Source organism: Neptuniibacter halophilus (genome assembly GCF_030295765.1).
GTDB classification, from domain to species: Bacteria; Pseudomonadota; Gammaproteobacteria; order Pseudomonadales; family Balneatricaceae; genus Neptuniibacter; species Neptuniibacter halophilus.
Genome location: NZ_AP027292.1, coordinates 3,779,054 through 3,805,217, shown reverse-complemented (window position 1 = coordinate 3,805,217; position 26,164 = coordinate 3,779,054). Strand labels below are relative to the sequence as shown.

31 protein-coding genes are annotated in these 26,164 nt (G+C 52.9%); 21 read left to right on the top strand and 10 right to left on the bottom strand.

The window, feature by feature from the left end:
- Nucleotides 1-3 precede the first annotated feature (3 nt).
- Together QUD59_RS17790 and QUD59_RS17785 are read right to left on the bottom strand one after the other, a co-directional pair.
- Nucleotides 4-735 (bottom strand): helix-turn-helix domain-containing protein, encoded by a 732-nt coding sequence (locus tag QUD59_RS17790; RefSeq protein ID WP_286238614.1) that lies wholly within the window; start codon nt 733-735, stop codon nt 4-6.
- A 49-nt stretch (nt 736-784) separates the two neighbouring features.
- A complete protein-coding gene (locus QUD59_RS17785; protein ID WP_286238613.1) occupies nt 785-1,741 on the bottom strand; it encodes a LysR family transcriptional regulator in 957 nt (318 codons plus the stop codon).
- Between the two features lie 145 nt (nt 1,742-1,886).
- Between QUD59_RS17785 and ydiJ the strand changes: the two genes are divergently transcribed.
- Nucleotides 1,887-4,955, top strand: coding sequence for a D-2-hydroxyglutarate dehydrogenase YdiJ (ydiJ, locus tag QUD59_RS17780; protein ID WP_286238612.1), 3,069 nt, complete (start codon nt 1,887-1,889; stop codon nt 4,953-4,955).
- Nucleotides 4,956-5,025: 70 nt separating this feature from the next.
- Here ydiJ and modC read toward each other — a convergent pair whose 3' ends face one another.
- The 4 genes from modC to QUD59_RS17760 form a co-directional block, all read right to left on the bottom strand.
- A complete protein-coding gene (gene modC, locus QUD59_RS17775; RefSeq protein ID WP_286238611.1) occupies nt 5,026-6,141 on the bottom strand; it encodes a molybdenum ABC transporter ATP-binding protein in 1,116 nt (371 codons plus the stop codon).
- Nucleotides 6,131-6,826 (bottom strand): molybdate ABC transporter permease subunit, encoded by a 696-nt coding sequence (gene modB, locus QUD59_RS17770; RefSeq protein WP_286238609.1) that lies wholly within the window; start codon nt 6,824-6,826, stop codon nt 6,131-6,133. Before modB ends, modC begins: the two co-directional genes overlap by 11 nt.
- On the bottom strand, nt 6,823-7,584 hold the full coding sequence (gene modA / locus QUD59_RS17765; RefSeq protein ID WP_286238608.1) for a molybdate ABC transporter substrate-binding protein: 762 nt from the start codon (nt 7,582-7,584) through the stop codon (nt 6,823-6,825). The genes modB and modA overlap by 4 nt, the downstream gene beginning before the upstream one ends.
- Before the next feature lie 73 nt (nt 7,585-7,657).
- Entirely contained in the window at nt 7,658-8,380 is a 723-nt protein-coding gene (locus tag QUD59_RS17760; RefSeq protein ID WP_286238607.1) for an SPOR domain-containing protein, read from the bottom strand.
- 32 nt (nt 8,381-8,412) lie between these two features.
- Here QUD59_RS17760 and rraA point away from each other — a divergent pair, with 32 nt between their 5' ends.
- Nucleotides 8,413-8,901 carry a ribonuclease E activity regulator RraA gene (gene rraA, locus QUD59_RS17755; protein WP_286238605.1) on the top strand — a complete coding sequence of 163 codons (489 nt, stop codon included), beginning with the start codon at nt 8,413-8,415 and terminating at the stop codon, nt 8,899-8,901.
- Nucleotides 8,902-8,957: 56 nt separating this feature from the next.
- On the opposite strand, the gene QUD59_RS17750 is transcribed toward rraA, so the two are convergent.
- Complete coding sequence (locus QUD59_RS17750; protein ID WP_286238604.1) at nt 8,958-9,164, bottom strand: hypothetical protein; 207 nt, start codon at nt 9,162-9,164, stop codon at nt 8,958-8,960.
- 221 nt (nt 9,165-9,385) lie between these two features.
- On the opposite strand from QUD59_RS17750, the gene QUD59_RS17745 reads away from it, so the two are divergent.
- Nucleotides 9,386-9,784, top strand: a complete 399-nt coding sequence (locus QUD59_RS17745) for a hemerythrin domain-containing protein (RefSeq protein WP_286238603.1) — start codon at nt 9,386-9,388, stop codon at nt 9,782-9,784.
- Here the strand turns inward: QUD59_RS17745 and QUD59_RS17740 are convergent.
- Nucleotides 9,771-10,196 (bottom strand): RrF2 family transcriptional regulator, encoded by a 426-nt coding sequence (locus QUD59_RS17740; RefSeq protein WP_286238602.1) that lies wholly within the window; start codon nt 10,194-10,196, stop codon nt 9,771-9,773. The two genes, QUD59_RS17745 and QUD59_RS17740, sit on opposite strands and share 14 nt — an antisense overlap.
- 167 nt (nt 10,197-10,363) lie before the next feature.
- On the opposite strand from QUD59_RS17740, the gene QUD59_RS17735 reads away from it, so the two are divergent.
- The gene (locus QUD59_RS17735) at nt 10,364-11,023 is read left to right on the top strand and encodes an HAD-IA family hydrolase (RefSeq protein ID WP_286238601.1); all 660 of its coding nucleotides are present in this window, start codon (nt 10,364-10,366) and stop codon (nt 11,021-11,023) included.
- 15 nt (nt 11,024-11,038) lie between these two features.
- On the top strand, nt 11,039-12,088 hold the full coding sequence (sppA, locus tag QUD59_RS17730) for a signal peptide peptidase SppA (protein ID WP_434025409.1): 1,050 nt from the start codon (nt 11,039-11,041) through the stop codon (nt 12,086-12,088).
- A gap of 57 nt (nt 12,089-12,145) precedes the next feature.
- Here the strand turns inward: sppA and QUD59_RS17725 are convergent, their stop codons facing one another.
- On the bottom strand, nt 12,146-12,724 hold the full coding sequence (locus tag QUD59_RS17725; RefSeq protein ID WP_286238600.1) for a Maf family protein: 579 nt from the start codon (nt 12,722-12,724) through the stop codon (nt 12,146-12,148).
- A 110-nt stretch (nt 12,725-12,834) separates the two neighbouring features.
- Between QUD59_RS17725 and QUD59_RS17720 the strand changes: the two genes are divergently transcribed.
- From QUD59_RS17720 to QUD59_RS17645, 16 genes are all read left to right on the top strand, one after another.
- Complete coding sequence (locus tag QUD59_RS17720) at nt 12,835-13,353, top strand: YceD family protein (RefSeq protein WP_286238599.1); 519 nt, start codon at nt 12,835-12,837, stop codon at nt 13,351-13,353.
- Nucleotides 13,354-13,376: 23 nt separating this feature from the next.
- Nucleotides 13,377-13,559 carry a 50S ribosomal protein L32 gene (gene rpmF / locus QUD59_RS17715; protein ID WP_286238598.1) on the top strand — a complete coding sequence of 61 codons (183 nt, stop codon included), beginning with the start codon at nt 13,377-13,379 and terminating at the stop codon, nt 13,557-13,559.
- A 4-nt stretch (nt 13,560-13,563) separates the two neighbouring features.
- Nucleotides 13,564-14,580, top strand: coding sequence for a phosphate acyltransferase PlsX (gene plsX, locus QUD59_RS17710; RefSeq protein WP_434025562.1), 1,017 nt, complete (start codon nt 13,564-13,566; stop codon nt 14,578-14,580).
- 101 nt (nt 14,581-14,681) lie between these two features.
- Nucleotides 14,682-15,614 carry an ACP S-malonyltransferase gene (gene fabD, locus QUD59_RS17705; RefSeq protein ID WP_286238595.1) on the top strand — a complete coding sequence of 311 codons (933 nt, stop codon included), beginning with the start codon at nt 14,682-14,684 and terminating at the stop codon, nt 15,612-15,614.
- Nucleotides 15,615-15,636: 22 nt separating this feature from the next.
- Nucleotides 15,637-16,380 (top strand): 3-oxoacyl-ACP reductase FabG, encoded by a 744-nt coding sequence (gene fabG / locus QUD59_RS17700; RefSeq protein WP_286238593.1) that lies wholly within the window; start codon nt 15,637-15,639, stop codon nt 16,378-16,380.
- 163 nt (nt 16,381-16,543) lie between these two features.
- Nucleotides 16,544-16,777: an acyl carrier protein gene (gene acpP, locus QUD59_RS17695; RefSeq protein WP_007019607.1), complete on the top strand. Its 234-nt coding sequence runs from the start codon at nt 16,544-16,546 to the stop codon at nt 16,775-16,777.
- A 110-nt stretch (nt 16,778-16,887) separates the two neighbouring features.
- Entirely contained in the window at nt 16,888-18,126 is a 1,239-nt protein-coding gene (gene fabF, locus QUD59_RS17690) for a beta-ketoacyl-ACP synthase II (protein ID WP_286238592.1), read from the top strand.
- Nucleotides 18,127-18,155: 29 nt separating this feature from the next.
- On the top strand, nt 18,156-18,950 hold the full coding sequence (pabC, locus tag QUD59_RS17685) for an aminodeoxychorismate lyase (RefSeq protein WP_286238591.1): 795 nt from the start codon (nt 18,156-18,158) through the stop codon (nt 18,948-18,950).
- Between the two features lie 56 nt (nt 18,951-19,006).
- Nucleotides 19,007-19,972, top strand: coding sequence for an endolytic transglycosylase MltG (mltG, locus tag QUD59_RS17680; protein WP_286238590.1), 966 nt, complete (start codon nt 19,007-19,009; stop codon nt 19,970-19,972).
- A gap of 18 nt (nt 19,973-19,990) precedes the next feature.
- The gene (gene tmk / locus QUD59_RS17675) at nt 19,991-20,632 is read left to right on the top strand and encodes a dTMP kinase (protein ID WP_286238588.1); all 642 of its coding nucleotides are present in this window, start codon (nt 19,991-19,993) and stop codon (nt 20,630-20,632) included.
- On the top strand, nt 20,629-21,624 hold the full coding sequence (locus QUD59_RS17670) for a DNA polymerase III subunit delta' (protein WP_286238587.1): 996 nt from the start codon (nt 20,629-20,631) through the stop codon (nt 21,622-21,624). Before tmk ends, QUD59_RS17670 begins: the two co-directional genes overlap by 4 nt.
- A 15-nt stretch (nt 21,625-21,639) precedes the next feature.
- Entirely contained in the window at nt 21,640-21,990 is a 351-nt protein-coding gene (locus QUD59_RS17665) for a PilZ domain-containing protein (RefSeq protein WP_286238586.1), read from the top strand.
- A gap of 44 nt (nt 21,991-22,034) precedes the next feature.
- The gene (locus QUD59_RS17660) at nt 22,035-22,823 is read left to right on the top strand and encodes a TatD family hydrolase (RefSeq protein WP_286238585.1); all 789 of its coding nucleotides are present in this window, start codon (nt 22,035-22,037) and stop codon (nt 22,821-22,823) included.
- On the top strand, nt 22,820-23,722 hold the full coding sequence (locus QUD59_RS17655; protein ID WP_350227788.1) for a radical SAM protein: 903 nt from the start codon (nt 22,820-22,822) through the stop codon (nt 23,720-23,722). Before QUD59_RS17660 ends, QUD59_RS17655 begins: the two co-directional genes overlap by 4 nt.
- A gap of 132 nt (nt 23,723-23,854) precedes the next feature.
- The gene (locus QUD59_RS17650; RefSeq protein WP_286238584.1) at nt 23,855-24,955 is read left to right on the top strand and encodes a malate dehydrogenase; all 1,101 of its coding nucleotides are present in this window, start codon (nt 23,855-23,857) and stop codon (nt 24,953-24,955) included.
- A 56-nt stretch (nt 24,956-25,011) separates the two neighbouring features.
- The gene (locus tag QUD59_RS17645) at nt 25,012-25,419 is read left to right on the top strand and encodes a secondary thiamine-phosphate synthase enzyme YjbQ (protein ID WP_286238582.1); all 408 of its coding nucleotides are present in this window, start codon (nt 25,012-25,014) and stop codon (nt 25,417-25,419) included.
- Nucleotides 25,420-25,475: 56 nt separating this feature from the next.
- Here the strand turns inward: QUD59_RS17645 and QUD59_RS17640 are convergent, their stop codons facing one another.
- Entirely contained in the window at nt 25,476-26,033 is a 558-nt protein-coding gene (locus QUD59_RS17640) for a chemotaxis protein CheW (protein WP_434025402.1), read from the bottom strand.
- Nucleotides 26,034-26,164 lie beyond the last annotated feature (131 nt).

The following is a 26,164-nucleotide window of genomic DNA, read 5'->3' as shown; positions in this document are numbered from 1 at the left end:
CTGTTACTTAAGGACTTTTTTAAACAGCGAATACTGCCATTGGCGGATAGCAAGGACCATGGTGGTGCCGTGCTTTTTATGGTTCGGCGCCGACTGGTCTTCCTGCATCAGTTCATTAAACTCGCTGAGCAGTCGCTCCATCTTCTTCTGCAACTGTGCGTTGGAGCTGTCCGTCAGAATGGCGTTACTGACGATCAGCTTCTCGTTGGCTTTATCAAAGCGTGAGCTGAAAAAATCCTGTTCCACTTTCTGCTGGAAAAACTGCTGGATCGGGCCGTTAGGCAGCCAGTGAAAGTTAGGTGCCACCAGTAGTTTGACCCGGTTGCCGGGTAACAGGTCGATGATTTTAAGCCGGTCAAGCTGCGCCAGTTTACGGATGCATTCGGTTTCGGGAATGTTATAGGTATCAAGAATATCCTGATAAGTCATACCGCTTATCACACTGACGGTGATCAGTAGCAGGATCAGATCATGGGCGATCTCTTTTTCCTGCTCGCGTGTCAGTTGAGTCAGTTGGAACTGCTCTTTGCTCATCTGCTGGACCAGTTCGGAAAGCTCCATGTTCAGCAGATCGCAGATCGATTCAAGACGCTGCAGGGTGAAATTTTTCTCTGCGAACAGACGTTTAACAGATGCTTCACTGAGTTCCAGTTGCGCGGCCACATCTGAATAGGTTTTTCCCTGAGCTTTAAGCTCCCGTTTCAGGGTGTCGATCAGTGCGCTTACCTGTGCCATTTTCTGCTCCGACTGGTTTGGTTAACGGAATATACCCAATGCCGGGGCTTTAATCACGGAATACCGCGCCATGGCTGAGGCTGACATGATGCGGCAGCCCCATGTCGGTAAAGGATTGTCCGATCAATTGCAGCAGGCTCTCCGCGGCGGGGCTCAGTGCACGGCCCTGACGGCTGATAATACAGATCTGGCGTTGCAGCTCCGGATCACTCAGGGGAATGAAATTTAAGCCGGTAAACGCACTGGTACTGGCGGCCAGTGCGGGCAACAGGGCGATCCCGAGACCTGCTCTGACCATCTCGGCCAGCCCTGCGGGGGTCGAGACCTCGATTAATGCTTCAGGCAGGTTGAGTTCAAGATTATTGGCCTGTTGCAGTTTCAAAAGTTGCGAACGGGTACCCGTATCCGCCGTTAGCTGTATCTGTGGTAATCCGGCGATCTGCTGCCAACAGAGCCGGGCTGAGCCGGCCAGTGGGTGATCGCTGGCAAGCACGACACCATAGCGGTCTCGCAGAACCGGCTGATAATTCAGTTCAGGCTGATTGGAGTGATTGCCGCCGAGGCCGAAATCAACCTCGTTTTCCAGTACCCGCCGTTCTATCCCGCCGGCATTGTCGTCGCGCAGGTAGATGCCGATGCCCGGATATTGCTGGTGATAGTGTTTAATAATCTCTGGCAGAATCCGGCTGATCATGGAGGGGGAGGCGGCGACACCAACCTTGCCCTGCTGGTGGCTTGCAGTGGCCTGCAGGTCACTGAAAGCGGTGTCGAAATCTGAGAGGAGCTTTTCGGCAACGGGTAAAAAGGCTTCTCCCTGACCTGAGAGTAAAACCCGCCGGGTGGTGCGATCGAGCAGTTTCAGGCCGGCCTGATCCTCAAGCTGCTTGATCGTGGCGGTCAGGGTGGATTGGGTGAGGTGTAGATTTCTGGCTGCCCGGGTAAAGCTGCCGCAGGCTGCCACCTCAATAAAAGCCCGGAGATGACGGATCGATATATTATTCGACATAATCAATTAATTCATTGAATTTTATCGTTTGAATGATAAATCACAATTCTGCATTATAGCGGCCAATCTATCAATTTAATCTCAGTACCCATTTGCAGGCCCCTGAGCAAGGCCAACGTGCGATGGGTATTTCAGGTGAGCGTTTATGATTCCTCGTCTTTCCCAGGTGGACACCACCGAAGCGATCTATCTCGAGTTTATTGAAGCCCTTAAACAGGCGGGTTTTGCCGGCGATCTGAATCCCGATTATGCCAACCGTATTGTGCTGTCCACGGATAACAGTATCTACCAGATGCTGCCTCAGGGCGTACTCTACCCGAAACATGCAGCCGATCTGGTGCTGATCGCAAAGCTTGCAGACGAAGCGCGCTTTGCTGAGGTGAAGATGAGTGCCCGTGGCGGCGGTACAGGTACTAACGGCCAGTCTTTGACTGACGGCCTGATTGTTGATGTATCCAAGCATATGAACGAAGTGCTGGAGATCAATCAGGAAGAGCGCTGGGTGCGGGTGCAGGGCGGTGTGGTGAAGGATCAGCTGAACCGGGCACTGAAGCCTTACGGTCTGTTTTTTGCGCCGGAGCTGTCTACCAGTAACCGGGCCACTGTCGGCGGCATGATCAATACAGATGCCAGTGGTCAGGGGTCGGTGATGTACGGCAAGACCCGTGATCACGTACTTGAGCTGAACTCGGTGCTGCTTGGCGGTGCGCTGTGGAACTCAAAACCACTGACCGATGATGAGCTGGAGCAGATCAAACAGCGCGAGGACCGGGTGGGTGAGATTCACCGTCTGGTTGATCATGTCTTCACAGAGAAGAAAGACCTTATTGATGCCAAATTCCCGAAACTTAACCGCTGCCTGACCGGGTATGATCTGGCACATATTCGTGATGAGCAAGGGCGTTTCAATCTGAATTCGGTGCTTTGTGGGGCCGAAGGCTCACTGGCGTTTATCGCCGAAGCCAAACTGAATGTGTTACCAATCCCTAAATACGCTGCGCTGGTGAATATTAAATACGACAGCTTTGAAGCCTCGCTGCGTGACGCGACCGATCTGATGGACTGGAACCCGACCTCTATCGAGACAATCGACTCCAAAGTCCTGAATTTGGCGATGGGCGATATTATCTGGGATACCGTCAGTCAGTATTTCCCTCAGGCGGAGGGTGAGCCGGAGATTCGGGGTATTAATCTGGTGGAATACACCTCGGATGATGAACAGGCGCTACGAGAGGATGTGGCTAAACTGGAAGCGCATCTGACGGCAGTAGCGGGCCAGAGTGGTAAAAGCTTTGGTTTTTCTGTGGTCTTCGGTGCAGCAGAGATCAATAAAGTCTGGACGATGCGTAAGAAGGCGGTGGGTCTGCTTGGTAACGCTCAGGGCCAGGAACGACCTATCCCGTTCGTTGAAGATACCGCGGTGCCGCCGGAAAATCTGGCTGACTTTATTATGGAGTTCCGCAAGGTGCTGGATGACCGTAATCTGGCTTACGGGATGTTCGGCCATGTGGACGCCGGGGTGCTGCATGTGCGCCCGGCGATCGATATGAAGGATCAGGCGCAGGAATCCCTGATTCGGGATATCACCGACGCAGTCGTGGCACTGACCGTGAAATATAAGGGCCTGCTCTGGGGTGAACACGGTAAAGGGGTGCGTTCCGAATACGCGCCGGAGTTCTTTGGTGAACTTTACCCGGAACTGCAGCGCATTAAAGCCGGGTTTGATCCGCGTAACCAGATGAATCCGGGTAAGATCGCGACACCGGCTATTGAAGGTGCTGAGCTGCTGAAGATCGATGCGGTGCCGACCCGTGGTCAGTATGATCGTCAGATCAGCCCTATGGTACGTCAGGAGTATGATGCGGCCATGTTCTGTAACGGTAATGGCGCCTGCTTTAACTACGATCCAAACGATGCCATGTGCCCCTCCTGGAAGGGAACCCGGCAGCGTATTCATTCGCCGAAAGGACGTTCGTCACTGATTCGTGAATGGCTGCGACTGATGGAGAAAACCGGCACTGATCTGGTGTCTGAAGCTGATAAGGTGAAACGCAGCTCTTTTCTCGGTTCACTGCCAAAACGGATCAAAAACACCCTGTCGAAGAAGCGCGATCAGGAATATGACTTCTCCCATGAGGTGCATGAATCGATGATGGCCTGTCTGGCCTGTAAATCCTGTGTCGGGCAGTGCCCCATCAAGGTGAATGTACCGGATTTCCGGGCCCGGTTCCTTGAGGTCTATTATGGCCGTTACCTGCGTCCGGCTAAGGACTATATGGTCGGGTCGCTGGAGTACATGATCCCCTGGCTGGCCAGGTTCCCGGCGCCCTACAACTGGGCGATGCAGAACCGGACACTACAGGGAATCTTCCGTAAACATGCCGGGATGGTGGATAGCCCGAGTATCTGTCGCAACAGTCTGATCTCCGGTATGAAATCCCGTGGTGTTGCGTTTGCAACCCCGGCATTGATTAAATCCCTCACCGCAGAAGAGCGCGAGGATGCGGTGATCATCGTTCAGGATGCATTTACCAGCTATTTTGAAACCCAGTTGGTGCTGGATCTGGTCGATCTGCTGACCGGCCTTGGTTTCTATGTCCTGATGGCGCCTTTCAAACCGAATGGTAAGCCGCTGCATGTACATGGCTTTATGAAAGCCTTTGAAAAAGCGGCAGCAGATAACGCGCAGATGCTTAAAGCGCTGAACCAGACCGGCGTGCCATTAATTGGTATCGACCCATCCATGACCCTGACTTATCGTCAGGAGTATGGCTATGTGGTGCCTGAAAAAGACCTGCCGGAGGTTCAATTGATTCAGGAATGGCTGTCGACGCAAAGCGATAAACTGGCTGCGGTCGCCAGAGCCGATCAGACAGAAACAGAATACAAACTGCTGGCGCACTGTACGGAAAAAACCAATGCCGCACCGAGTATCCGCATGTGGCAGCAGATCTATGAAGCGCTGGGGCTTAAGCTGTCTCTGCAGCCGGTGGGTTGTTGCGGTATGTCAGGTACCTTCGGCCATGAAACCGCGAATGCTGAAACCTCACGCAATATCTACCAGTTGAGCTGGTCGGAGGTGATCAATGACCCGGCCAACAGCAATAAGCTGGTGGCGACGGGCTACTCCTGCCGGAGTCAGGTGAAACGCATAGATCAGGTGCAGGTTCCGCATCCGATCCAGATGCTGCTGGGGTTATTGCAGGAAAAATAAAAACATCGGGCGGAATCTGATATTCCGCCCGTTATCCGCCGATCGGAATACGGCGCGCGCAGTAACGCGCTTACGCCACAATCGCGACAGACTTAATCTGTGCCCAGATCTGCTTACCCGGAGCCAGATTCAGTTGGGCTGCTGCACGGCGTGTGATGCGGGCGATCAGATATTCATTACCCGCTTTAAGCCGGACCATGGTCATGGCTTCATCCTGATCCGGGGCGATCTCGACTATCTCAACCGGCAGGCGATTCTGAATGCTGATATCCTCCTGAGGCGTCAGTGCCAGACTGATATCCCTTGCCAGTATTCTCACCCGTATCTCATCACCCAACGGGGTACCGCTGTCACGCAACCATAATTCCCCGCCGCTGAAGCGCATTCGAATCAGCTTCCACTGCTCATCCCGCTCAACCAGCGTTCCCGGAATCACCGCACCGGCATCCTGCTCAAAGCGGATCGGCAGGTCAATACGGGAAAATACCTCAGTTGTGCGGCCCTCTGCGATGACCCGGCCCTGCTCCAGAACAACCGTATAATCGGCCAGCCGGGTGACCTCATCAATGGAGTGGCTGACGTATAGCATCGGGATCGCAAAGTGTTGTCGCAGGCGCTCCAGATAGGGGAGGATTTCCAGTTTCCGGGCGATATCCAGTCCTGCCAATGGCTCATCCATCAGCAGAAGTTTTGGCTGTATAAGCAGGGCCCGGGCGATAGCAACGCGCTGACGCTCGCCGCCGGAGAGCTGGTCCGGGTAGCGACTGAGAATTGTGTTAATGCCCATGATGTCGAGCACCTGCTGATAAAATTCGTTGTCGCAGGGTTGCCCGGAGCGCTTAATCGCATATTTAAGGTTTTCCCGGGCATTGAGGTGCGCAAACAGACTCGATTCCTGAAATACATACCCGAGGGGACGCTTGTAAGTGGCCAGCGAAAACCGCTCCTGTTGCCAGATCTGGCCATTCACCCGGAGCTCACCGGCGTCGGGCTGTTCTAAGCCAGCCACACAGCGAAGAAAGGTGGTTTTACCTGAACCGGAATGGCCAAAGATCGCCGTTACGCCCTGAGCTGGCAGCGTCAGATCCAGATCCAGAGAAAAGCCTGTACGTTGGGCCAGGGTGTAGTCCAGCCGGAAACGGGCACGAATCGGCTCGGCGCTGCAAGGCTCTGTATTAATTGCCATATTTCATACCCACAGAACCTTTATTCCGCTGGAAACTGTACAGGGCCAGTAGTACCAGAAATGAGAAAATAATCATCAGTGCCGCCAGTGCGTGGGCCTGAGGGTAATCCAGTGCTTCAACATGGTCGTAGATCTGTACAGAAACAACCCGTGTAGCGCCGGGGATGTTACCGCCGATCATCAGAACGACACCAAATTCGCCAACGGTATGTGCGAAGCCGAGAATCGCTGCACTGATAAAGCCCGGCTTAGCCAGCGGCAGGACCACAGTAAAAAAACTGTCGATCGGCCCCGCGCGAAGCGTGGCTGCAACCTCCAGTGGGCGTCTGCCCAGTTGCTCAAGTGCATTCTGAATTGGCTGCACAACAAAAGGCATGGAATAAAACAGTGACGCAATGACCAGCCCCCAGAACGTGAAGGGCAGAAGGCCCAGCCCCAGTGCTTCGGTTACTTTGCCTACCGGTCCTTCAGGCCCTAATGCCAGCAGCAGATAAAAACCGAGAACGGTAGGCGGCAGAACCAGAGGCAGGGCAACGATCGCCGAAACCGGGCCTTTCAGCCAGGAACGGGTATTTGCCAGCCACCAGGCGATAGGGGTGCCGATCAACAGCAGAAGTACAGTCACAGTGGTGGCCAGTTTCAGCGTCAACCATAATGCCGACAGATCAGCGGGAGAAAAAATCATTGGCTGGCATTCTCCGAAAGCGGTGTGGAATAACCAAAGCTATGGATGATCTCCCGCCCCTCTTTGCTTTGGATAAAGCGAACAAATGCCAGGGCAGCTTCGCTGCTGGCGGCGCGTTGCAGAATGACCGCATCCTGACGGATCGGCTGGTGCAGGGATTCGGGGATCAGCCAGCCCTGATTATGGCTGTCATGTATCTGTGAGAACGCGACAAAGCCCAGATCAGCACTGCCGCTGCGGACAAACTGGAAGGTCTGAGCAATGTTCTCTCCCATGACCCAGTGGGGGCGGCTGCTGGCGGTTAACTGCAGATTTTCCAGTACCTGATGTGCCGCAACCCCATAGGGCGCAAGCCGCGGGTTGGCTATGGCAAGCTTGCGGTAGCTGTGTTGTTGCAGGCGTTGGCTAAGCTGGTCGGGCGTTTCACGGCTATTTGACCACAGTGCCAGACGACCAACCGCATAGGTAAAACGGCTTCCGGCAACAGCCAGTTGCTTCGCCTCCAGTGCGGCAGGTTTTGCCTGATCGGCAGAGAAAAACAGGCTGAACGGGGCTCCATGGCTGATCTGGGCAAAGATCTTGCCGGAGGATCCGGAAGCGATATTAATCTGATGCGAAGTGTGCGCCTGAAAGCGCTCAGCGAGTGCATGCAAAGGGGCATAAAAGTTGGATGCCACAGCAACGGTGATCTGTTCTGCCGGAGCTGGCAGGCTGAAGAGTAAACTCAACAGCACAGCGCTATGATAGGGAAGCTTCATCGGTTTACCTTGATTCAATAGCGCGCAGTGTAGCATAAGCTTTCTGCCCAGAGCATAGCCCGCTTAAGAAGCTTTACCGGGCTTCCCGCGCTACAGGCATAGGTCTGATATACAGGTCTTCATAGCCTTGAAGGCGTAAGCTACCGGCTTGTTCCTCTGCTGCGACCGCTGACGGAAAGTGTCCATAGGAGAGGGCGAACAGGTCTGCTGCCCGAAACTGATACAGGGGGGCATCATCCGGGAAGCGCCGGATCAGCTTGATACGGTTTTCGCGCTGTTTGAAGCTACCGATCTGGATGGTGTAGCCCGGATTTTTCATCTCTGTAGTCGTGGCACTCGTATTAATCGAAGTGTCAGCAGAGGGTGCAGGTGATATCGCTGCCGGCTTCGTTTCCTGATCTGTTAAGGGTGCTGGCTCAGGAGGAGGTGATGCTGCCGGAAGAACGGGTCGGGATTGGTTAGCGAAGCGTACCTGAGCGGCACGGATACGAGCCGTCAGATCGGGGTCAGGGCCCGCTGAGGCAGAGGCAGCGGTGGTGACCACGGTATGCTGCCGGGCCTGATCAAGCAGTGCTGCGCGACCGGGTGGTGCGGGAGCACAATCACTGTCAGCGGCGCAATGATGTTGCGGCTTGCTGCTGCAGCCACTGATGATCAGTGCTATAGGTAATATCAACAGCCATGCAGGTCGAATGGTGCGGGTAAAAGTCATCAGTGTTTTATTGCCATAGTTGTAGTGCAATTGCACAATGAATCGGCGAACATAACCCTCTGTAATAGCATAGAGCACGAACATCAGTGCTGTAGTTTTTATTTAAGGAGTTGAAAGTGGAAGATCTTCTGCCAGAACTGTGCGATCAGTTCCCTGAGCTGGTTCAGGTTGTAGAGCCAATGTTTGGTAATTTTGGTGGCCGTGAGCGCTTTGGTGGTGAGATCGTCACCCTGAAGGCGTTTGAAGATAACTCTCTGGTCAGGGAGCAGGTTGCATTGCCGGGTAAAGGCAAAGTGCTGGTTGTAGACGGTGGTGGCTCTATGCGTAAAGCGATGCTCGGCGATATGCTGGCAGAGAAAGCGACCCTGAACGGCTGGGAAGGGATTATCATCTATGGCTGCATTCGTGATGTGAATGCGATCGGTGATCTGGATATCGGTGTGCAGGCACTGGGTTGTCACCCGATGAAAACGGAGAAGAAAGGTCTGGGTGAACTTAATGTAGAGCTCACCTTTGGTGGTGTCACTTTCCGTCCGGGTGATTACATCTACGCCGATAATAATGGCGTACTGGTTTCACCTGAGAAGCTGGAAGTGGCCGGGTAATCTCCCTGCCGCCGCATAAGCCCGCATTGATCAGCGGGCTTTTTTATATCTTCGATTCAGGCCATACCCATCTGGTAGCTGATATAGGTTTTGGCAGCCAGGGTAAACAGCGTCATGCCTGCAATCCCCCAGATGAATATCAGCCTCCCTTCCAGAGTGGCGCGGGCTTTATTTGAAACGTGCCATACGGTCCATAGTTTAAAGGCCACCATACCCAGCACGACGAAGAAAACGGCAATTTCTGTATTACTCCAGACAACCATGGCTCATTACCTGTAAATGTATTTGATATATATCTTTGCATATGTAAAATGTATTGTAAATACATTAAATAAAGGTCGCGAAGTGAAGACACTTAAAGAACAGCATCAAAACTGGATGGATGTCACTGCCGGGGCCGTTAATCGGCGTCATCAGACAAATGGATATAAAGGGCCGGTGGGGGCCGCTACAAAACAGGGTAAGCGCATCGGGGGAGCCATTAATGAAACGAAATGAAGCATTAATCACGCTGAGCCGGGAGCATCATCGGGCCTTGGTTTCTGCAAAAAGAATCAATGACCTGCGTGAGCAGGCAGATGCAGAAATTGAAGATTACTGGGCAGCGAAACGGGAGTTGCTGCTGGCTGAATTGCAGCCGCACTTTCAGGTCGAAGAAGCCTGTCTGCTACCATTGCTGAGTGATAAGGCGGAACCCCTCAAAGAGCGGCTGCTGGAAGATCATGCCAATCTCAGGAAAATACTGAATTCACGACAGGCTTCAGATGCGTTGTGTTTTGCGCAGCGGCTTATGGAGCATGTCCGTTTCGAAGAGCGGGAGCTGTTTCCCTGGCTGGAACAGGAATATGGTAAAGCACTGGCAGATTCGATCAGGCAGGTTTGATCAGAGTCTGTGTGATTTTAGGATTGCTGAGCATGTCCGCCAGAGTGTGTTGCTGTAACACGGCCATAAAAGCCTGTTGCGCTTCGCCGAGAACCTGCTGCAGGCTGCAAAACCCGGTCAGAATGCACATCTGCTGACTGCAGTTGATCAGTGGCTCCTGACCTTCGGCTTCCGCAACAACCTGACCGATGTTGATCAGCTCGGGGGCTTTTGCCAGGCGAATGCCGCCGTTTTTGCCTCTGAATGTGGCGAGGTGGCCGCCTTTTGATAAGGCGTGCACGACTTTACGCAGGTGTTCAACGGAGATGTTATAGCAACCGGCAATTTCAGCCAGTGTTACCAGTCGGTCATTATTGGTCGCGACATAAAACAGGACGCGGAGTGTGTAATCTGTAAATCGGCTGAGTTGCATGAGGCGTGATGGCTTACAAAAGCTTCGAAAAATGTCCTGAAAATATACGTTATGCGCTACTGGTAAGGCAAGGCCAATCAGGCAAATCCTCGCGTCTCCCCCTTGAACTTTAGTCAGTCTCCTATATATAGATGTATTCCGAAGAACCGGCTCTCAAGGATATCTGAGTGTATAAACTATTAATTTTCGACTGGGACGGCACAATCATCGATTCTGCGGCGCGTATTGTTTCCAGCATGCAGTCTGCAGCGAAGGATTGTGAATTTGTGGTGCCCGGTGATGATGAGGTGCGTAATATCATCGGTCTGGGGTTACCTGAAGCGATCCGGGTTTTGATTCCCGACGTAACAGATGAGGGGATCGAACAGATGCGGCAGCGTTACAGCCACTACTATCTGGCTGAGGATACAACCCCGACTCCGCTCTTTGCCGGAGCGCGCCATAGTCTTGAGAGTATGCACAGCAAAGGGATGCGGATGGCGGTAGCAACCGGTAAGAGTCGGCAGGGATTAAATCGTGTGTTTGCCGATACTGGCCTGGCTTTTGTATTTGAAACCTCCCGCTGTGCTGATGAAACGACTTCCAAGCCACATCCGCATATGCTTGAGGAGATTCTTTTAGAAACCGGTGTCAAAGCGTCCGAAGCCGTTATGATCGGTGATACTGAATATGACCTCGAGATGGGCGTCAGAGCGGGGATGGATGTGATCGCTGTCAGTTACGGTGCGCACCACCTTGATCGGCTTAAGGGGTATAAACCGGTGCTTGAAGTAGATAACTTTCCTGAGCTGGAGCAATGGCTGCAGGCTCAGGGCGTGTTTGCCTGATTTAAGGAGATAGTTTTGTCTGATAACCCATGGAATGAGCCCGAGCACGGCAGCTCTGAAACGGCAGCGCCGCGTAAGGCTGCGAGTAAAGCTGAGCAGGCGGTAGAAAACGCCCGTGAAGACAAGGCCAGCAGTAAAGAGTGGAAACTGATTGAGAAAACCCTGAACGGGCTTTTTGTCGAGCAGCGCCGGGCGCGTCGCTGGGGGGTTTTCTTTAAACTGCTGACGTTTGCCTACCTGTTCGGGCTGCTGGCAATGTTCTTCATAGGCAAAGATCTGACCCCGGATGTCGCGCAGAAAGACCATACTGCTGTGATTGAAATTAAAGGCACCATCAGTGCTGATGATCCGGCTAACGCCGACAATATTATCTGGGGACTGCGTGATGCCTTTGAAGCGCCCCATGCAAAGGCGGTGGTGCTGAGAATTAACAGCCCCGGCGGTAGTCCGGTGCAGGCCGGGTATATCTATGACGAGATCAAGCGTTTGCGGGCAATGTACCCTGAAAAACCGTTGTATGCGGTGATCATGGATATCGGTGCTTCAGGTGCCTATTACATTGCGGCTGCGGCGGATTCGATCTATGCCGACAAAGCCAGCCTTGTGGGGTCTATTGGTGTCGTGGCCGGTGGATTTGGATTCGTTGACCTGATGGATAAGGTGGGGGTTGAGCGCAGGCTCTATACTGCCGGTGAGCATAAAGCCTTTCTCGATCCATTCTCACCGAGCAATCAGGGGGAAGAGCAGTTCTGGCAGAGTGTGCTGAATACGACCCATCAGCAATTTATCGATCAGGTACGCAAGGGGCGTGGTGATCGGATTAAAGATGATCCGAAGCTGTTCAGCGGATTGGTCTGGACCGGCGAGCAAGCACTCGAACTGGGCCTGATTGATGGTCTGGGTAGTACCGGGTATGTGGCCCGGGAAGTGGTGCAGGCCGAAAAGCTAATCGATTACACACCGCAGCCAGAACCCTGGAAGCAGATTGTTGATGAGTTGGGTGTGAGTGTTACCAGAGCTATATCGACTCAGATTGGCCTCAGTCAGGGGCCGCATCTGCGTTAGACCGCGAATATAAAGGAGGGCAGGGGCCCTCCTTTTTTATGCTGCTGACGCTGCGGGTTATAAAACCTGCAGGCCTTCGTTTTCGAGCATGCGTACCAGGCGAATCAATGGCAAGCCGATCAGGGTGTTCGGGTCTTCACCTTCGAGTTTGTCGAACAGGACAATCCCCAGCGCTTCGGATTTAAAACTGCCGGCGCAGTTATAGGGTTGTTCTGCCCTGAGATAGTTTTCGATCATGCTGTCCGTGAGCGGACGAAACACAACGTCAAAGGGGACTACCTCTGTCTGAGCTTCACCGCTTGCGCTGTTAACCAGTGACAAGCCGGTGAGAAAGGTCACGCGGTGCCCGGACAGCTTTTTTAACTGATGTACGGCATTCTCATGGGTGTGGGGTTTGCCAAGAATCTCATCTCCCAGCACGGCAACCTGATCTGAACCGATAATCAAAGCATTCTGACCGGTCTCGGCCACTTTACGGGCTTTGGCTTCAGCCAGTCGGGCCACTAACTGATGCGGTGTTTCCTGTTCCAGAGCAGATTCGTCAATCTCCGGTGAGATGCATTCGTATTTCAGCCCTAATTTGTCGAGAATCTGGCGACGAAAAGGGGAGCTGGATGCTAAAATCAGGTTTCTCATCTGTTTTTTAACCCTAAATAAATGAAGGCCCAAATATTAGCGGTTTTATTGCGGATTTAAACCCTAAAGTCTTTGACAGATGGGGCATCGGGCCCTAGAATTGCGCGCTTATGTCAAACGGTCCATTACCTAATAGAGTTGACCCGCGAAAATTAGCTGAGCGGGGAGTACGAATCAGCGGCGAGGCAGGCGTTAAATCTTTGCCGAATCTTTGTCAGTCGTTAGTTGACAAAGAGAGCGTCATCGATGTTGATCTGCAGTTTTCTGTCGATGAGCAACGAATTCGTACTGTAACAGGCAGCGCGTCAGGTCGTCTTTTTATGACCTGTCAACGTTGTCTGGAACCAGTAGAGGTCGCCGTAGCGGCAGAATTTAATCTCGGTATAGCCGCCAGCGAGGAAGCTGCGAAGCAGTTGCCCCGTAGCTACGATCCTTTGATCGTTGAGGCTGAAGAGATTGAGCTGTTGCCTGTGATTGAGGAAGAAGTAATCCTGAGTCTGCCATTCGATGCTTATCATGATGACTGCTCAATAAAAACTTCTTTTGGTAAATCAGAGGCGGCGGTTGAAGAAACCGAAAAACCGAACCCATTTAGTGTGTTGGCTCAATTAAAAGCCGACAACAAATAGAAAGAACCAGGAGCTATTTAGTCATGGCAGTTCAGAAAAGCAAGAAGTCACGTTCCCGTCGCGACATGCGTCGTTCCCACGACGCTCTGGGCAACCCGACTCTGTCTGTAGAAGCAACTACCGGTGAAACTCACCGTCGTCACCACGTATCTGCTGACGGTTTCTACCGTGGCAAGCAGGTAATTGCCCAGCAGGATGACGAATAAGCGTTTGTCAGCTTATTACAGCATCGCAGTTGATGTGATGGGCGGGGACTTCGGTCCCCGCGTTACTGTACCCGCAACACTCAGCGCACTTAAGCGCTATCCCCATCTGTCAGCCAAACTGGTTGGCCATACCGAAGCAATAACGCCTCAGCTTACTAAGCTTAATTCCGACGTTGCCTGTCGCATAGAGATTGTCCATGCGGCGGATACCATTTCTATGGCTGCAAAACCTTCACAGGCACTGCGCAGCGGACAGGAATCCTCCATGTACAAAGCATTGCAGTTGGTGGCTGAGCATAAGGCTGAAGCCTGTGTCAGTGCGGGTAATACCGGTGCTCTGATGGTGCTGGGGCGATACATCCTGCGCACGCTGCCGGGGATTGACCGTCCGGCAATTATTTCGTCCGTGCCAACCCTGACAGGTCACTGTCATATGCTGGATCTCGGTGCGAACGTAGACTGCAGTGCGGAGCACCTGTTGCAGTTTGCCATTATGGGGTCGGTGATGACGCAGGCTGTTGATGGTATTGAGGCGCCCAGAGTGGGCTTGCTGAATATCGGTCAGGAGCAGATTAAGGGTAATGAACAGGTCAAGCTGGCCTCACGCCTCATTGAGGAGCATGGCACCCTCAACTATATCGGCTATGTCGAAGGCGATGATCTCTATGCCGGTAAGGCTGATGTAGTGGTCTGTGATGGCTTTGTCGGTAATATCGCACTGAAAAGCAGTGAGGGTCTGGCGCGGTTGATCAGCCGTAAATTCCAGGCCAGTTTCAAGAAAGGATTGTATCGTCGTTTTCTGGCGTTGCTGGCCAGCCCTGTACTCAGTGAGCTTAAGCGCCAGATGGATCCTTCCCGGCGTAACGGCGCCAGTCTGCTCGGCCTGCAGGGGATTGTGATTAAAAGTCACGGTTCGGCTAACCGTAAATGTTTTGGTTTTGCACTTGATCAGGCGGTCGCCGAGATTGAGCAGAACGTCCCCCGCCGTATCTGTCATGAAATTGAAGATAAGCTGGCCTGAAACGGTCGGTTACAGTTTTAATTGCCTCTGAATGTTGTAAACTACGGGCCATTCGCCTGATTATGGTCAGGCACGGTTCTAATTGATGATTCGAGGAAATCATGTCGCAATCTCTTGCATTTGTCTTTCCGGGTCAGGGTTCTCAGCAGGTGGGTATGCTTGCGGAACTTGCAGACGCCCATCCTGTTATTAAAAGCACTTTTGCAGAAGCTTCCGAGGTTCTGGGGTACGATCTCTGGGATCTGGTTCAGAACGGCCCTGAAGCCGATCTGAATCAAACTGATAAAACTCAGCCAGCCTTGCTGACCTCCGGTGTTGCGCTGTGGCGCCTTTGGCAGGAGCAGGGTGGTCAGATGCCTGCTCTGGTTGCCGGTCACAGTCTGGGTGAATACACCGCACTGGTATGTGCAGGTGCAATCAGCTTTGCTGATGGTGTTAATCTGGTGAAGCTGCGTGGCGAATTTATGCAGCAGGCGGTACCTGCCGGTACCGGAGCCATGGCTGCGATTCTGGGGCTTGCTGATGATGCAATCGAGCAGGCATGCGCTGAAGCGGCACAGGGTGAAGTGGTTTCTCCGGTTAACTACAACTGCCCGGGGCAGATTGTGATTGCCGGCCAGAAAGCCGCTGTTGAACGTGCCATTGAAGGCTGCAAGGCTGCCGGCGCGAAACGTGCTGTTCCTCTGCCGGTCAGTGTGCCATCCCATTGTGAGCTGATGAAGCCTGCGGCTGAGAAAATGGCCGCCGAGCTGGCTAAAATTGAAATTAAACTGCCTGAGATTGCTGTGGTTCAGAACGTCACTGCAGCCGTTCCGGCCAGTGTTGATGAGCTGAAAGATAATCTGTTGGCTCAGCTTTACAGCCCGGTACTGTGGACTAAGTCGGTACAGGGTATGGTAGATCAGGGTGTTGAATCTACGGTAGAGTGTGGACCGGGCAAAGTACTGTCTGGCCTGAATAAAAAAATCCATAAACCGCTGAGCGTGGCGGCAATTAGTGATGCAGCGGGCCTGGAGAAGGCGCTGGGTCAGTAATCTTTGCGCAAAGGATTAAATAATGAGTATTGAAGGTAAGGTGGCGCTGGTTACAGGTGCTACACGGGGTATTGGTAAGGCGATCGCAGAAGAGCTGGGCCGTCAGGGAGCTGTTGTGGTAGGTACTGCTACCAGTGAGAACGGTGCGGCGGCGATCAGTGCTTATCTGGCTGAAAGTAGCGTTAAAGGCACAGGTCTTGTACTGGATGTCGCCGATGCAGAATCCGTGGCTGCTGTGCTGAAAACGGTTCAGGATGATTTTGGCACTGTCGAAATTCTGGTGAATAACGCCGGTATTACCCGTGATAATATCCTCATGCGTATGAAGGATGATGAGTGGGATTCTGTTCTGAATACCAACCTCAACTCTGTCTTCCGTCTGGTTAAGGGCTGCCTGCGCGGTATGACCAAAGCGCGTTGGGGTCGCATTATCAGTGTCAGCTCCGTGGTTGCGTCTATGGGTAATGCAGGTCAGGCAAACTATGCGGCTGCTAAATCCGGTATGGAAGGTTTCACCCGTGCTCTGGCGCGTGAAGTGGGCTCTCGTAACATTACCGTTAACTGTGTTGCGCCCGGTTTTATTGATACGGATATGACCAGTGGTCTGGCTGAAGAGCACAAAGAAGCGCTGAAATCACAGATTCCGATGAACCGTCTGGGGCGTCCGGAAGAGATCGCGGCGGTTGTTGGTTTTCTGGCCAGTCAGGGCGGCGGATATGTGACCGGGGAGTCGATCCAGGTCAATGGCGGCATGTATATGGGGTAAAACCCGGTCGAAGGAATTGTTTTTTTCTTCGAATTGTTGATAATGTGCCGTCAGGCAGAGAACGAACTATCGCTGCCCTGCTTGCTAAAGCAGGGGGGCTTTAATAAAATTTCTTTCCGCATATCCAACGGTGTGCGGGGTTAATAAGAAGATAGGAAGAGATATGAGCAACATTGAAGAGCGCGTAAAGAAGATCATCGCAGAGCAGCTGGGTGTTAAAGAAGAAGAAGTTACTCAGGAAGCTTCTTTTGTTGAAGATCTGGGCGCTGACTCTCTGGACACAGTTGAGCTGGTAATGGCTCTGGAAGAAGAATTCGAAACTGAAATTCCAGACGAAGAAGCTGAAAAGATCACTACAGTTCAGCTGGCTATCGATTACATCAACGCTCACCAGTAATCGTTCAAGCAAGTATTTCTGACAAGCCGCCTATCTCACGATAGTGCGGCTTTTCTTTTGCCTGCGGGTTATACTTCTGTCTTTGTCTGATCTTTATATGGAGATAATGAATGACACGTAGACGTGTTGTTGTTACCGGTATGGGGATGCTGACCCCGGTCGGTAATACGGTCGGGGAAAGCTGGCAGAATCTGCTTTCCGGAAAGAGCGGCGCGGCACCTATTACGCAGTTTGACGCTGAGCCTTTTACTACCCGATTCTCCGCTTCGGTTAAGCAGTTCGATGTGGCTCAGTATATGAGCCCTAAAGAAGCCCGTAAGATGGATCTGTTTATCCAGTACGGTATGGCTGCAGCCAGCCAGGCGCTGGAAGATTCCGGTCTTGAGATTACCGACACCAACGCGGCACGCATCGGTTGCGCCATCGGTTCTGGTATCGGCGGTCTGCCGATGATAGAAAAAAATGTTGAGGTGCTGAGCACGAGTGGCCCTCGTCGCGTTTCTCCCTTCTTTGTCCCCGGCAGTATCATCAATATGATTGGTGGTAATCTGGCGATCAAACACGGGCTTAAAGGGCCGAATATTGCCATTACTACGGCCTGCACGACCGGTACACACAATATCGGTCAGGCGATGCGGATGATCCAGTATGGCGATGCCGATGTGATGCTGGCAGGCGGTGCTGAGATGGCGACCACGCCACTGGGGATTGCCGGTTTTGCTGCTGCCCGTGCGCTATCAACACGTAATGACTCACCCGAAACGGCCAGCCGGCCCTGGGATCAGGATCGGGATGGCTTTGTGCTTGGTGATGGAGCCGGTATTCTGGTGCTCGAATCTTATGATCATGCTGTTGCCCGCGGTGCATCAATCTATTGTGAGCTGGCCGGATTTGGGATGAGCGATGACGCTTATCATATGACGGCGCCGCCAGAGAGTGGCGAGGGCGCGATGCTGGCGATGCAGAATGCGATAGCGGATGCGTCACTCAATCCGGAGCAGATTCAGTACATTAATGCTCATGGTACCTCCACACCTGCGGGTGATATTGCTGAGTCCAATGCTGCTAAAGAGGTCTGGGGCAGTGCTGCATCCTCGCTGCGCATGAGTTCTACCAAATCCATGACCGGACACCTGCTGGGCGCAGCGGGCGCTGTTGAAGCGATTATCAGTATTCTGGCGATTCGTGATCAGGTCGCGCCGCCCACGATCAATCTGGATAATCCGTCTGAGGGCTGTGACCTGAACTATGTCGCTCATCAGCCGCAGGAATGCCGTATCGATGCCGCGCTGTCAAACTCCTTTGGTTTCGGTGGTACCAACGGCAGTTTGTTGTTTAAGCGTATCTGAGGTTACTCATGGGTTGCTGGATCAATGGGGTGCCCCAGGAGACGATTGCTGCCAGCGATCGTGGGCTGAGTTACGGTGATGGGTTATTTGAAACGATCGCTGTTGTTAATTCCAGGCCCCGTCTGCTTAATGCACATCTCGCGCGTCTTGAGAAAGGACTGCAGCGTTTACGGTTTCCTGTGGGTACTCTGGCGCTTGTTAAGGAAGATTTAGCCCGGTTGGATTTTCAGGGTGATCAGACGCTGAAGATTACTGTTACACGGGGAAGTGGTGCGCGGGGTTATGCCATTCCCGATCCACTACAGCCCAGCAGAATCCTTTCGCTTTCCCCTGCCCGGCAGGGGATGCAGCTCAATCGTGAGCGCGGCGTCAGGGCGCGTTTGTGTCAGTTTCGGTTGGGGCTGAATCCGGCACTGGCTCAGTTAAAGCACCTTAACCGGCTTGAGCAGGTCATGGCCCGGTCAGAATGGGATGATCCGGATGTGGCAGAAGGCATTGTATGCGATCTGGAAGGCAATCTTGTTGAGGGAACCATGAGTAACCTGTTCTGGCGACAGGGCTCCCATTGGTATACTCCCGATCTGAGCTGTTGTGGTGTGCAGGGCGTCATGAGAGATCATCTGCTGGGGCTGTTCGGGAAGCAGGGGGTTGTGGTTGAGCAGGGGCGTTATCCTGCTGAAGTGCTGACTCAGGCGGATGAGCTGTTTCTCTGTAACAGCCTTATCGGTATCTGGCCTGTGACAGAGTTTGAAGCGCAGCGTTATGAAATCGGTGAAACGGTTCGTCGGTTGCAGAGTGTATTGTCTGAGGATTTACATTGTTAAAGAAGTTACTTATTTCGCTATCGGCGGTTGTGCTCCTTGCTGGGGCCGCGGCTGCGTTGGTTTGGCATGATTATCAGAACTATCTTGCTGAACCATTGGATATCACCGGGGCTGATGTTTTCGAGGTGCGAAAGGGCGCTAACTATCGTCAGGTCATTGATGATCTGGAAGCGATTACCGTCGGGCTGAATCGTTATTACATGCGCTTTTACGGGCGCCATTCTGGTCTGGCAGAGCAAATAAAGGCGGGAGAGTACGCGCTTGCAGTAGGGCTTACGCCACGCAGCTTTCTTCAACTGGTCACCTCCGGGCGTTCGATCAACTACAGCTTCACTATCATTGAGGGCAGTAATCTGAAGTCGCTGCTGGAGAGCCTGGCTGCAGCGCCGCATATTGAGGATGATATCTCTGCGCTGTCTGTTGAGGCGCTTTCAGATAAGCTGGGGCTGGAGCATAAGCACCCGGAAGGGCTGTTCCTGGCAGAGACCTACAGTTATGAAAAAAATACCCCGGCCAGTGTTCTGCTGAAGCGGGCGAATAATCATCTTGTTACAGCGCTGGATGAGACCTGGCAGAAACGGGCTGAAAAATTACCCTATAAAAATGCTTACGAAGCGCTGATTATGGCGTCTATTGTCGAGAAAGAAACCGCGCGGGCCGATGAACGCCCGGTGATTGCCGGGGTGTTTGTCCGCCGTCTGAATAAAAAAATGCGTTTGCAAACCGATCCGACCGTGATTTATGGGATGGGTGATGACTACAAAGGAAATATTCGCCGTTCCGACCTGCGCAAACCAACCCCCTACAACACCTACGTGATCCCGGCGCTGCCGCCAACGCCGATTGCTATGGTAGGTCGGGAGGCCATCGAAGCGGCGCTGCATCCGGCAGATGGCAAAGCGCTGTTCTTTGTTGCCAAAGGCGATGGAAGTCACTATTTTTCTGCCACTCTGAAAGAACATAATGCAGCGGTTCGGCGCTATCAGTTAAGTCGTCGAAAAGATTACCGTTCATCCCCGTAGTCAGTAATAATGAGTTTTATGAGCGAACAGAAGAAAGGGCGCTTTCTGACCGTAGAAGGCACCGAAGGGGTGGGTAAAAGCACCAATATTGAATTTCTCTGCAACCTGCTGCGTGAGCGCGGGATTGAGGTGGTTCTGACCCGCGAGCCGGGCGGCACGCCCTTTGCCGAGGAGCTGCGTGAACTGCTGCTGACCCCGCGCGAAGAGCAGATCAGTCAGGATGCTGAATTATTGCTGATGTTTGCTGCGCGCGCGCAGCATATCGCCCATGTGATTCGTCCGGCGCTGGAACGGGGTGCCTGGGTGATCAGTGATCGCTTCACGGATGCGACCTTTGCGTATCAGGGCGGTGGGCGCGGTGTTGATCTCCACGAGATAGAGATTCTGGAAAAGCTGGTACAGAAAGAACTGGCACCTGAGCTTACTCTGCTGCTGGATCTGGATGTGGAGGTCGGGCTTCGTCGTGCCAGCGCCCGGAGCGCGCCGGATCGTTTTGAGCAGGAAAAGAAAGCCTTCTTCGAGCGCGTTCGCACCGCCTATCTTCAGCGGGCAGCTAACGATCCTCAACGATTTGCGATTATCGATGCATCGCAAACTCTGGATCTGGTTCAGCAGCAAATCGCTGAGAGCGTAACCCGGTTTCTGGAACAACCTGTATGAGTGAGCTTGTATCTGCGTATCCCTGGTTTTATGAGCGCTTTAGCCATCTGGCCGGCCTCCACCGCAATCGTCGCTTGCCTCATGCGTTGCTGCTGCATGGCGCGGCCGGCATTGGTAAAGCGGACTTTGCTACTGCCTTTTCGCAGTACCTGCTCTGTCAGTCGCCGCTGGAAAATCAGTCCTGTGGTCGCTGTAAGTCCTGCGAGCTGAACGCCGCCGGTAGCCATCCCGACCTTTATCTGCTGATGCCGGAAGAGGAGGGTAAGCAGCTTAAGGTGGATCAGATCCGGGCGCTCACCGAGTTTATCTACAGTACGCCGCAACAGGGCGGCTATCGTGCGGTAGTGATCAATCCGGCGGATGCTATGAATGTGGCTTCAGCCAACGCGCTTCTTAAAATGCTTGAGGAGCCGGGCAGGGATACGCTGATCATACTGGTGACCTCAAAGCTGGGTCAGGTACTGCCGACCATCAAAAGCCGTTGCCAGCAGATTGAATGCCATCCACCAGCAGAAGATGAAGCGATTAACTGGTTGCAGGCAGCTACAGAGCTTGATGCTGAGCGGGCCCGGTCTGTGCTGCATATCAATCGTGGGGCGCCAAAAGAGGCCCTCGCGTACATAGAAAAAGATCTGGCTGAAGAGCGTGCGCAGTTGATTCGCGGGCTGGCGGATATCCTGAAACAGCGGCGTTCACCGCTAGAGGTGGCGCAAAGCTGGCAGAAACATGATCTGGAGTTGTTGCTGGGCTGGTTTTACAGCTTGCTGACCGATGTGGCCAGAGGAGCATTGTGTCAGGATGCCGAAAGTATCCGTCAGGATGATGCGCGGAATATGCTTACGGCAGTTGCGAAAAAAACTGACCCGGTTAGAATCTTCAGGTTAGCAGACAAGGTTCATGAAGAACGCAGAGCTATACTGCAAAGACAGAACCCGAATAAGCAGTTGCTGCTTGAGTGTATACTTCTGGAATGGGCTGCGTTGCTCAAATAAGGAGATCTGAACAGTATGGTAGCGGTACCCCGTTTAAGTCACGGCATCCTGTCGTTAACGATCAAAACGAAAGAAGAGCTGTACCAGGCCTATCTGCCGTATATAACCAACGGTGGACTGTTCATTCCGACGCTGCGTTCCTATCACCTGGGTGAAGAGGTGTTTATGCTGCTGGAGCTTATGGAAGAGGGCGATAAGATCCCGGTGACCGGTAAGGTGATCTGGGTGACGCCTAAAGGCGCTCAGGGCGGCCGTACACCGGGTATCGGGATTCAGTTATCTCCTGATGACTCCACGCTGATCAGCAAAATTGAAACCTATCTGGCAGGCGCCTTAAGTTCAGGGCGGAAAACCAACGCCCTGTAATCAGGCCTCTCGGGCCAGACCAGACCGAGCTAGTTCAAACCACGATGTTCATTGATTCCCACTGTCACCTCGACAAGGTGGACCTGTCCCCGTATAACCACGATTTTAATGCCATGCTGCAGGCGGCTTTTGAGCGCCGGGTTAATGCGATGCTGTGCGTATCGATCTCCCTCAGTCAGTTTGGCCCTATGTGTGAACTGATCCAAGATAATCCGGCAATTTTTGCATCGCTGGGTGTTCACCCGCTGAATATTGATGAAGGCCTCGCCACAAAAGAGCAGTTGCTTGCGCTGGCCAGTCAGCCGCAGGTGGTTGCGATTGGTGAGACCGGGCTTGATTACTTCTATCAGGATTGCCCTGAGCAGTTCGCATTGCAGCAGCAGAGCTTTCAGACCCATCTGGAGGCTGCGGCTGAGCTGAAGCTACCGGTGATTGTGCATACCCGCGATGCCCGGGAAGATACGCTGGCGCTGATTAAGGCGCACGGTAATCCAGAATCCGGGGGTGTCCTGCACTGCTTTACTGAAAGCTGGGAGATGGCTAAAGCGGCGCTGGATATGAACTACTACATCTCATTTTCCGGTATTACTACCTTCCGCAATGCAGAAGAGCTGCGTGATGTGGTTCGTCAGGTACCGCTGGAACGTATTCTTATCGAAACTGACGCGCCTTACCTCGCACCCGTGCCGCACAGGGGCAAGAAAAATGAGCCGAAATATGTAGTCGAAGTGGCGCAGTGTATTGCTGATCTGAAAGGTGTGAGTCTGGAGCAGTTGGCTGAGCAGACCAGTCAGAATTTCTACACCCTGTTCTCTAAGGCCGTAGCGCCATGATGCCGGTCTACCCGCCAATTGATTACATCGAGCCGGTTTTCCGGCCCCCCAGTGAGGCCGGTTCTCTGATTTTGCAGGTTACAAACGGTTGTAGCTGGAATAACTGTACCTTCTGCGAAATGTATACATTACCGCAGAAAAAATTTCGGCCTAAACCGCAGGCTGAGATCGAGGCCGAGATCAAGCGCTGTGCCGCCGCACTGGGGCCGGTGCGCAAAGTCTTTCTGGCAGACGGTGACGCCATGGCGCTCTCCTTTAAGCGGCTGAAAGAGATTCTGCTATCGATTCGTCAGCATCTGCCCTCAGTGCGCCGGGTTTCCTCTTATTGTCTGCCACGGAATCTGCTGAATAAATCAGTTGAAGAGCTCAGTGAACTGCGTGAACTGGGTCTGGAGCTGATGTATGTCGGTGCTGAAAGCGGCAACAACCTTGTGCTGGAGAAGATCGCTAAAGGTGAGACCTATGATTCCACTTTGGAGGCGTTACTGAAGATCCGCCAGTCGGGGATGCGTTCGTCGGTGATGATTATTAACGGCATGGGAGGAGCGGCGTACAGCGAGCAGCATGCGCTGGATTCTGCCAGCCTGGTTAATGAAGCTCAGCCAGATTATCTGGCTACCCTGGTGCTGTTTTTTCGTCAGGGTGAGGCACATTTCCGCAAAGAGTTTGGCGGCGACTTTATTGCGTGCGACCAGCGCCAGTTAATCGAAGAGATGCAGGTTCTGATCGGCAGCCTGGAGCTTGAGAAAACGATTTTCCGCAGTGATCATGCGTCTAACTACCTTGTCCTCAAAGGCGTGCTGGGGCGCGACAAGGCTCTGTTGATGCAGCGGATTGAAGCGGCCCTGAATCAGTCTGATTCGGTGTTTTTGCGCTCCGAAGGGATGCGGGGTCTCTAAATAGTGCTTAAGTGTCGTTAATTGTAATAGTTCTGTACCAGAGAACTAATTACACTACCTCTGGGTCTGTTTATACTTTGGTATCATTCAGACACTCTCTCAATAAGAAGATAGACAAAGAGGTTTTAAGCGATGAGACGTCCTGTTCGTATAGCCGTAACCGGTGCCGCAGGTGCCATCAGTTATAGTCTGCTGTTTAAAATTGCCGCTGGCGAAATGATGGGTAAAGACCAGCCCGTGATTCTGCAGCTGATTGAACTGCCCCATGCGATGGATTCGCTGCGCGGCGTGGCGATGGAGCTGATGGATTGCGCTTATCCTCTGCTGCATACCATTACCCTGCACGACAACGTCGAAGATGGTTTTAAAAACTGTCACTACGCACTGCTGGTCGGTGCTAAACCACGTGGTCCGGGAATGGAGCGTAGCGACCTTCTGGAAGAGAACGCGCAGATTTTTGCCCGTCAGGGTAAGGCGCTGAACGATTTTGCCAACCGCGATGTTAAAGTGCTGGTCACCGGTAATCCGGCTAATACCAATGCGCTGATCGCCAGCCGCAATGCGCCCGACCTGAGCCCGTCGCAGTTTACCTGCCTGACCCGTCTCGATCATAACCGCGCCAAGGGGATTCTCGCCAACCACTGTGGTGCGACGACCCGTGATATCGGTGGCATCATGATCTGGGGTAACCATTCCGCGACTCAGTATCCCGATCTGCATCAGGCGACCATTCTGGATAAACCCGCCATGGCTCAGATCGATACTGCATGGTACCGCGAAGAGTTTATTCCTAAAGTGCAGAAACGTGGCGCGGAGATCATTGAAGCCCGCGGATTGTCCAGTGCTGCCTCCGCAGCTCAGGCTATTGTCGATCAGATGCGTGACTGGGTGCTGGGTACGGAACCCGGCGAGATCATCAGTATGGGTATCCTCAGTGATGGCAGTTACGGGATCACCAAAGGGATCTTCTTTTCCTTCCCGGTGCGCTGCAACTACGGCCGTTATCAGATCGTGCGCGATATTGATGTGAACGATTTCAGTCGTGGCCGTCTGACCGCAACCGAACAGGAGTTGCTGGATGAGAAAGCGGTGGTCGAACACCTGCTGCCTGAGGAGACAGAAGAGTCCCATCAGAACCTGTCCATCTGTCTGCGATCAGGTGTCACCCTGTATGCGGATAACACTGGGCCGGATTCTGATAGCAAATTTATGACCACTAACCGGGTTATGTAAGCTGGGTTTTCGGTTCTGATCTGCTAAAGTGCCCCTTCATCGGAGGGGCATTTTTTATGGTAGAGATTCTTACAGTCAGCACCGGTCGTCAGGGCCTGTTTGAGTTCACCGCGCAGGTTCAGGCGCTGGTTGATCGTTCCGGGACGGAGGAGGGGTTGTGTACGTTGCTGATTCAGCATACCAGCGCCAGCCTGACGATTCAGGAGAACGCCGACCCCAGTGCACAGCATGACCTTGAGCGCTGGCTGGCGCGGTTGGTGCCGGAAAACGATTCGCTTTACACCCATACCTTTGAGGGCGCGGATGATATGCCGGCCCACATTAAAAGTGCTCTGACCAGCACCAGTTTGTCGATACCGATAAAATCCGGCCGGTTATGTCTGGGGACCTGGCAGGGTGTGTTTTGCTGGGAGCATAGACATCATGCTTCCTCACGCAAGATAGCCGTTCATATCGGTCGGTAGGGCACAAAAAAAGGCTGCGGTTGCAGCCTTTCTTCATATTTCTGCTGATGGAGATGTCAGAATTCGTCACTTACTTCCATCGGGGTGATGCTCTGCAGCATCTTCAGCAGATCAAGCAGGATAATCAGGATGTTATTGTAGTAGCAAACACCCTGAACAAAACGCTTAGCCGTCTCTTCGCCGGTGGCGTTGGGTGCGCGATCGATATCCTGCTGTGGCAGGTTGATCACTTCGTCAACGCTGTCGACTACCAGCCCAACCACTTCCTGTTCGTTATACTCAACCACGATGATGCGCGTGTCGTCGTCCGGTTCATGGCGGCTCAGGCCAAACATCTGCCGGGTATCGATTACCGTAACCACGTTACCACGCAGGTTGATAATGCCGAGAATAAAATAGTCCGCACCGGGCACCGGTGTAATTTCGCTGTAGCGCAGGACTTCTTTAACCTGAATGACATCGACACCGTAGAGCTCGTTGTCTACCTTAAACGTCGCCCACTGGTGGTATACCACTTCTTCCTGATTGCCGCGTTTGGCGTCGTTCGCCTCCTGACCAATCATATGTTCAGATTGCAGTTTTTTCAGATGTTCCGCAGCTGATTCTAGACCCATCGTGATTTACCTATACCTGTTTTACTACCGGTGGCTGTTGGGCTCGGTAAAGAGCCGCAGCAACTGAAAATCGAGTATCCCACAGCTTTACCGCAGGTGAAAGCTGTGCTGATTTGTTTGTTAAAGGATAG

What these genes read in the sequence shown, in the direction of transcription:
- ydiJ (WP_286238612.1), top strand. Translation starts at nt 1,887, where the DNA reads ATGATTCCTCGTCTTTCCCAGGTGGACACCACCGAAGCGATCTATCTC.
- QUD59_RS17750 (WP_286238604.1), bottom strand. Translation starts at nt 9,164, where the DNA reads ATGGTTGTCTGGAGTAATACAGAAATTGCCGTTTTCTTCGTCGTGCTG.
- QUD59_RS17725 (WP_286238600.1), bottom strand. Translation starts at nt 12,724, where the DNA reads ATGAGAAACCTGATTTTAGCATCCAGCTCCCCTTTTCGTCGCCAGATT.
- rpmF (WP_286238598.1), top strand. Translation starts at nt 13,377, where the DNA reads ATGGCAGTTCAGAAAAGCAAGAAGTCACGTTCCCGTCGCGACATGCGT.
- modA (WP_286238608.1), bottom strand. Translation starts at nt 7,584, where the DNA reads ATGAAGCTTCCCTATCATAGCGCTGTGCTGTTGAGTTTACTCTTCAGC.
- QUD59_RS17760 (WP_286238607.1), bottom strand. Translation starts at nt 8,380, where the DNA reads ATGTTCGTGCTCTATGCTATTACAGAGGGTTATGTTCGCCGATTCATT.
- acpP (WP_007019607.1), top strand. Translation starts at nt 16,544, where the DNA reads ATGAGCAACATTGAAGAGCGCGTAAAGAAGATCATCGCAGAGCAGCTG.
- QUD59_RS17645 (WP_286238582.1), top strand. Translation starts at nt 25,012, where the DNA reads ATGGTAGAGATTCTTACAGTCAGCACCGGTCGTCAGGGCCTGTTTGAG.
- QUD59_RS17740 (WP_286238602.1), bottom strand. Translation starts at nt 10,196, where the DNA reads ATGCAACTCAGCCGATTTACAGATTACACACTCCGCGTCCTGTTTTAT.
- modB (WP_286238609.1), bottom strand. Translation starts at nt 6,826, where the DNA reads ATGATTTTTTCTCCCGCTGATCTGTCGGCATTATGGTTGACGCTGAAA.
- fabD (WP_286238595.1), top strand. Translation starts at nt 14,682, where the DNA reads ATGTCGCAATCTCTTGCATTTGTCTTTCCGGGTCAGGGTTCTCAGCAG.
- fabF (WP_286238592.1), top strand. Translation starts at nt 16,888, where the DNA reads ATGACACGTAGACGTGTTGTTGTTACCGGTATGGGGATGCTGACCCCG.
- QUD59_RS17640 (WP_434025402.1), bottom strand. Translation starts at nt 26,033, where the DNA reads ATGGGTCTAGAATCAGCTGCGGAACATCTGAAAAAACTGCAATCTGAA.
- QUD59_RS17655 (WP_350227788.1), top strand. Translation starts at nt 22,820, where the DNA reads ATGATGCCGGTCTACCCGCCAATTGATTACATCGAGCCGGTTTTCCGG.
- modC (WP_286238611.1), bottom strand. Translation starts at nt 6,141, where the DNA reads ATGGCAATTAATACAGAGCCTTGCAGCGCCGAGCCGATTCGTGCCCGT.
- QUD59_RS17745 (WP_286238603.1), top strand. Translation starts at nt 9,386, where the DNA reads ATGAAACGAAATGAAGCATTAATCACGCTGAGCCGGGAGCATCATCGG.
- QUD59_RS17665 (WP_286238586.1), top strand. Translation starts at nt 21,640, where the DNA reads ATGGTAGCGGTACCCCGTTTAAGTCACGGCATCCTGTCGTTAACGATC.
- QUD59_RS17660 (WP_286238585.1), top strand. Translation starts at nt 22,035, where the DNA reads ATGTTCATTGATTCCCACTGTCACCTCGACAAGGTGGACCTGTCCCCG.
- QUD59_RS17790 (WP_286238614.1), bottom strand. Translation starts at nt 735, where the DNA reads ATGGCACAGGTAAGCGCACTGATCGACACCCTGAAACGGGAGCTTAAA.
- QUD59_RS17720 (WP_286238599.1), top strand. Translation starts at nt 12,835, where the DNA reads ATGTCAAACGGTCCATTACCTAATAGAGTTGACCCGCGAAAATTAGCT.
- tmk (WP_286238588.1), top strand. Translation starts at nt 19,991, where the DNA reads ATGAGCGAACAGAAGAAAGGGCGCTTTCTGACCGTAGAAGGCACCGAA.
- QUD59_RS17785 (WP_286238613.1), bottom strand. Translation starts at nt 1,741, where the DNA reads ATGTCGAATAATATATCGATCCGTCATCTCCGGGCTTTTATTGAGGTG.
- QUD59_RS17650 (WP_286238584.1), top strand. Translation starts at nt 23,855, where the DNA reads ATGAGACGTCCTGTTCGTATAGCCGTAACCGGTGCCGCAGGTGCCATC.
- fabG (WP_286238593.1), top strand. Translation starts at nt 15,637, where the DNA reads ATGAGTATTGAAGGTAAGGTGGCGCTGGTTACAGGTGCTACACGGGGT.
- QUD59_RS17670 (WP_286238587.1), top strand. Translation starts at nt 20,629, where the DNA reads ATGAGTGAGCTTGTATCTGCGTATCCCTGGTTTTATGAGCGCTTTAGC.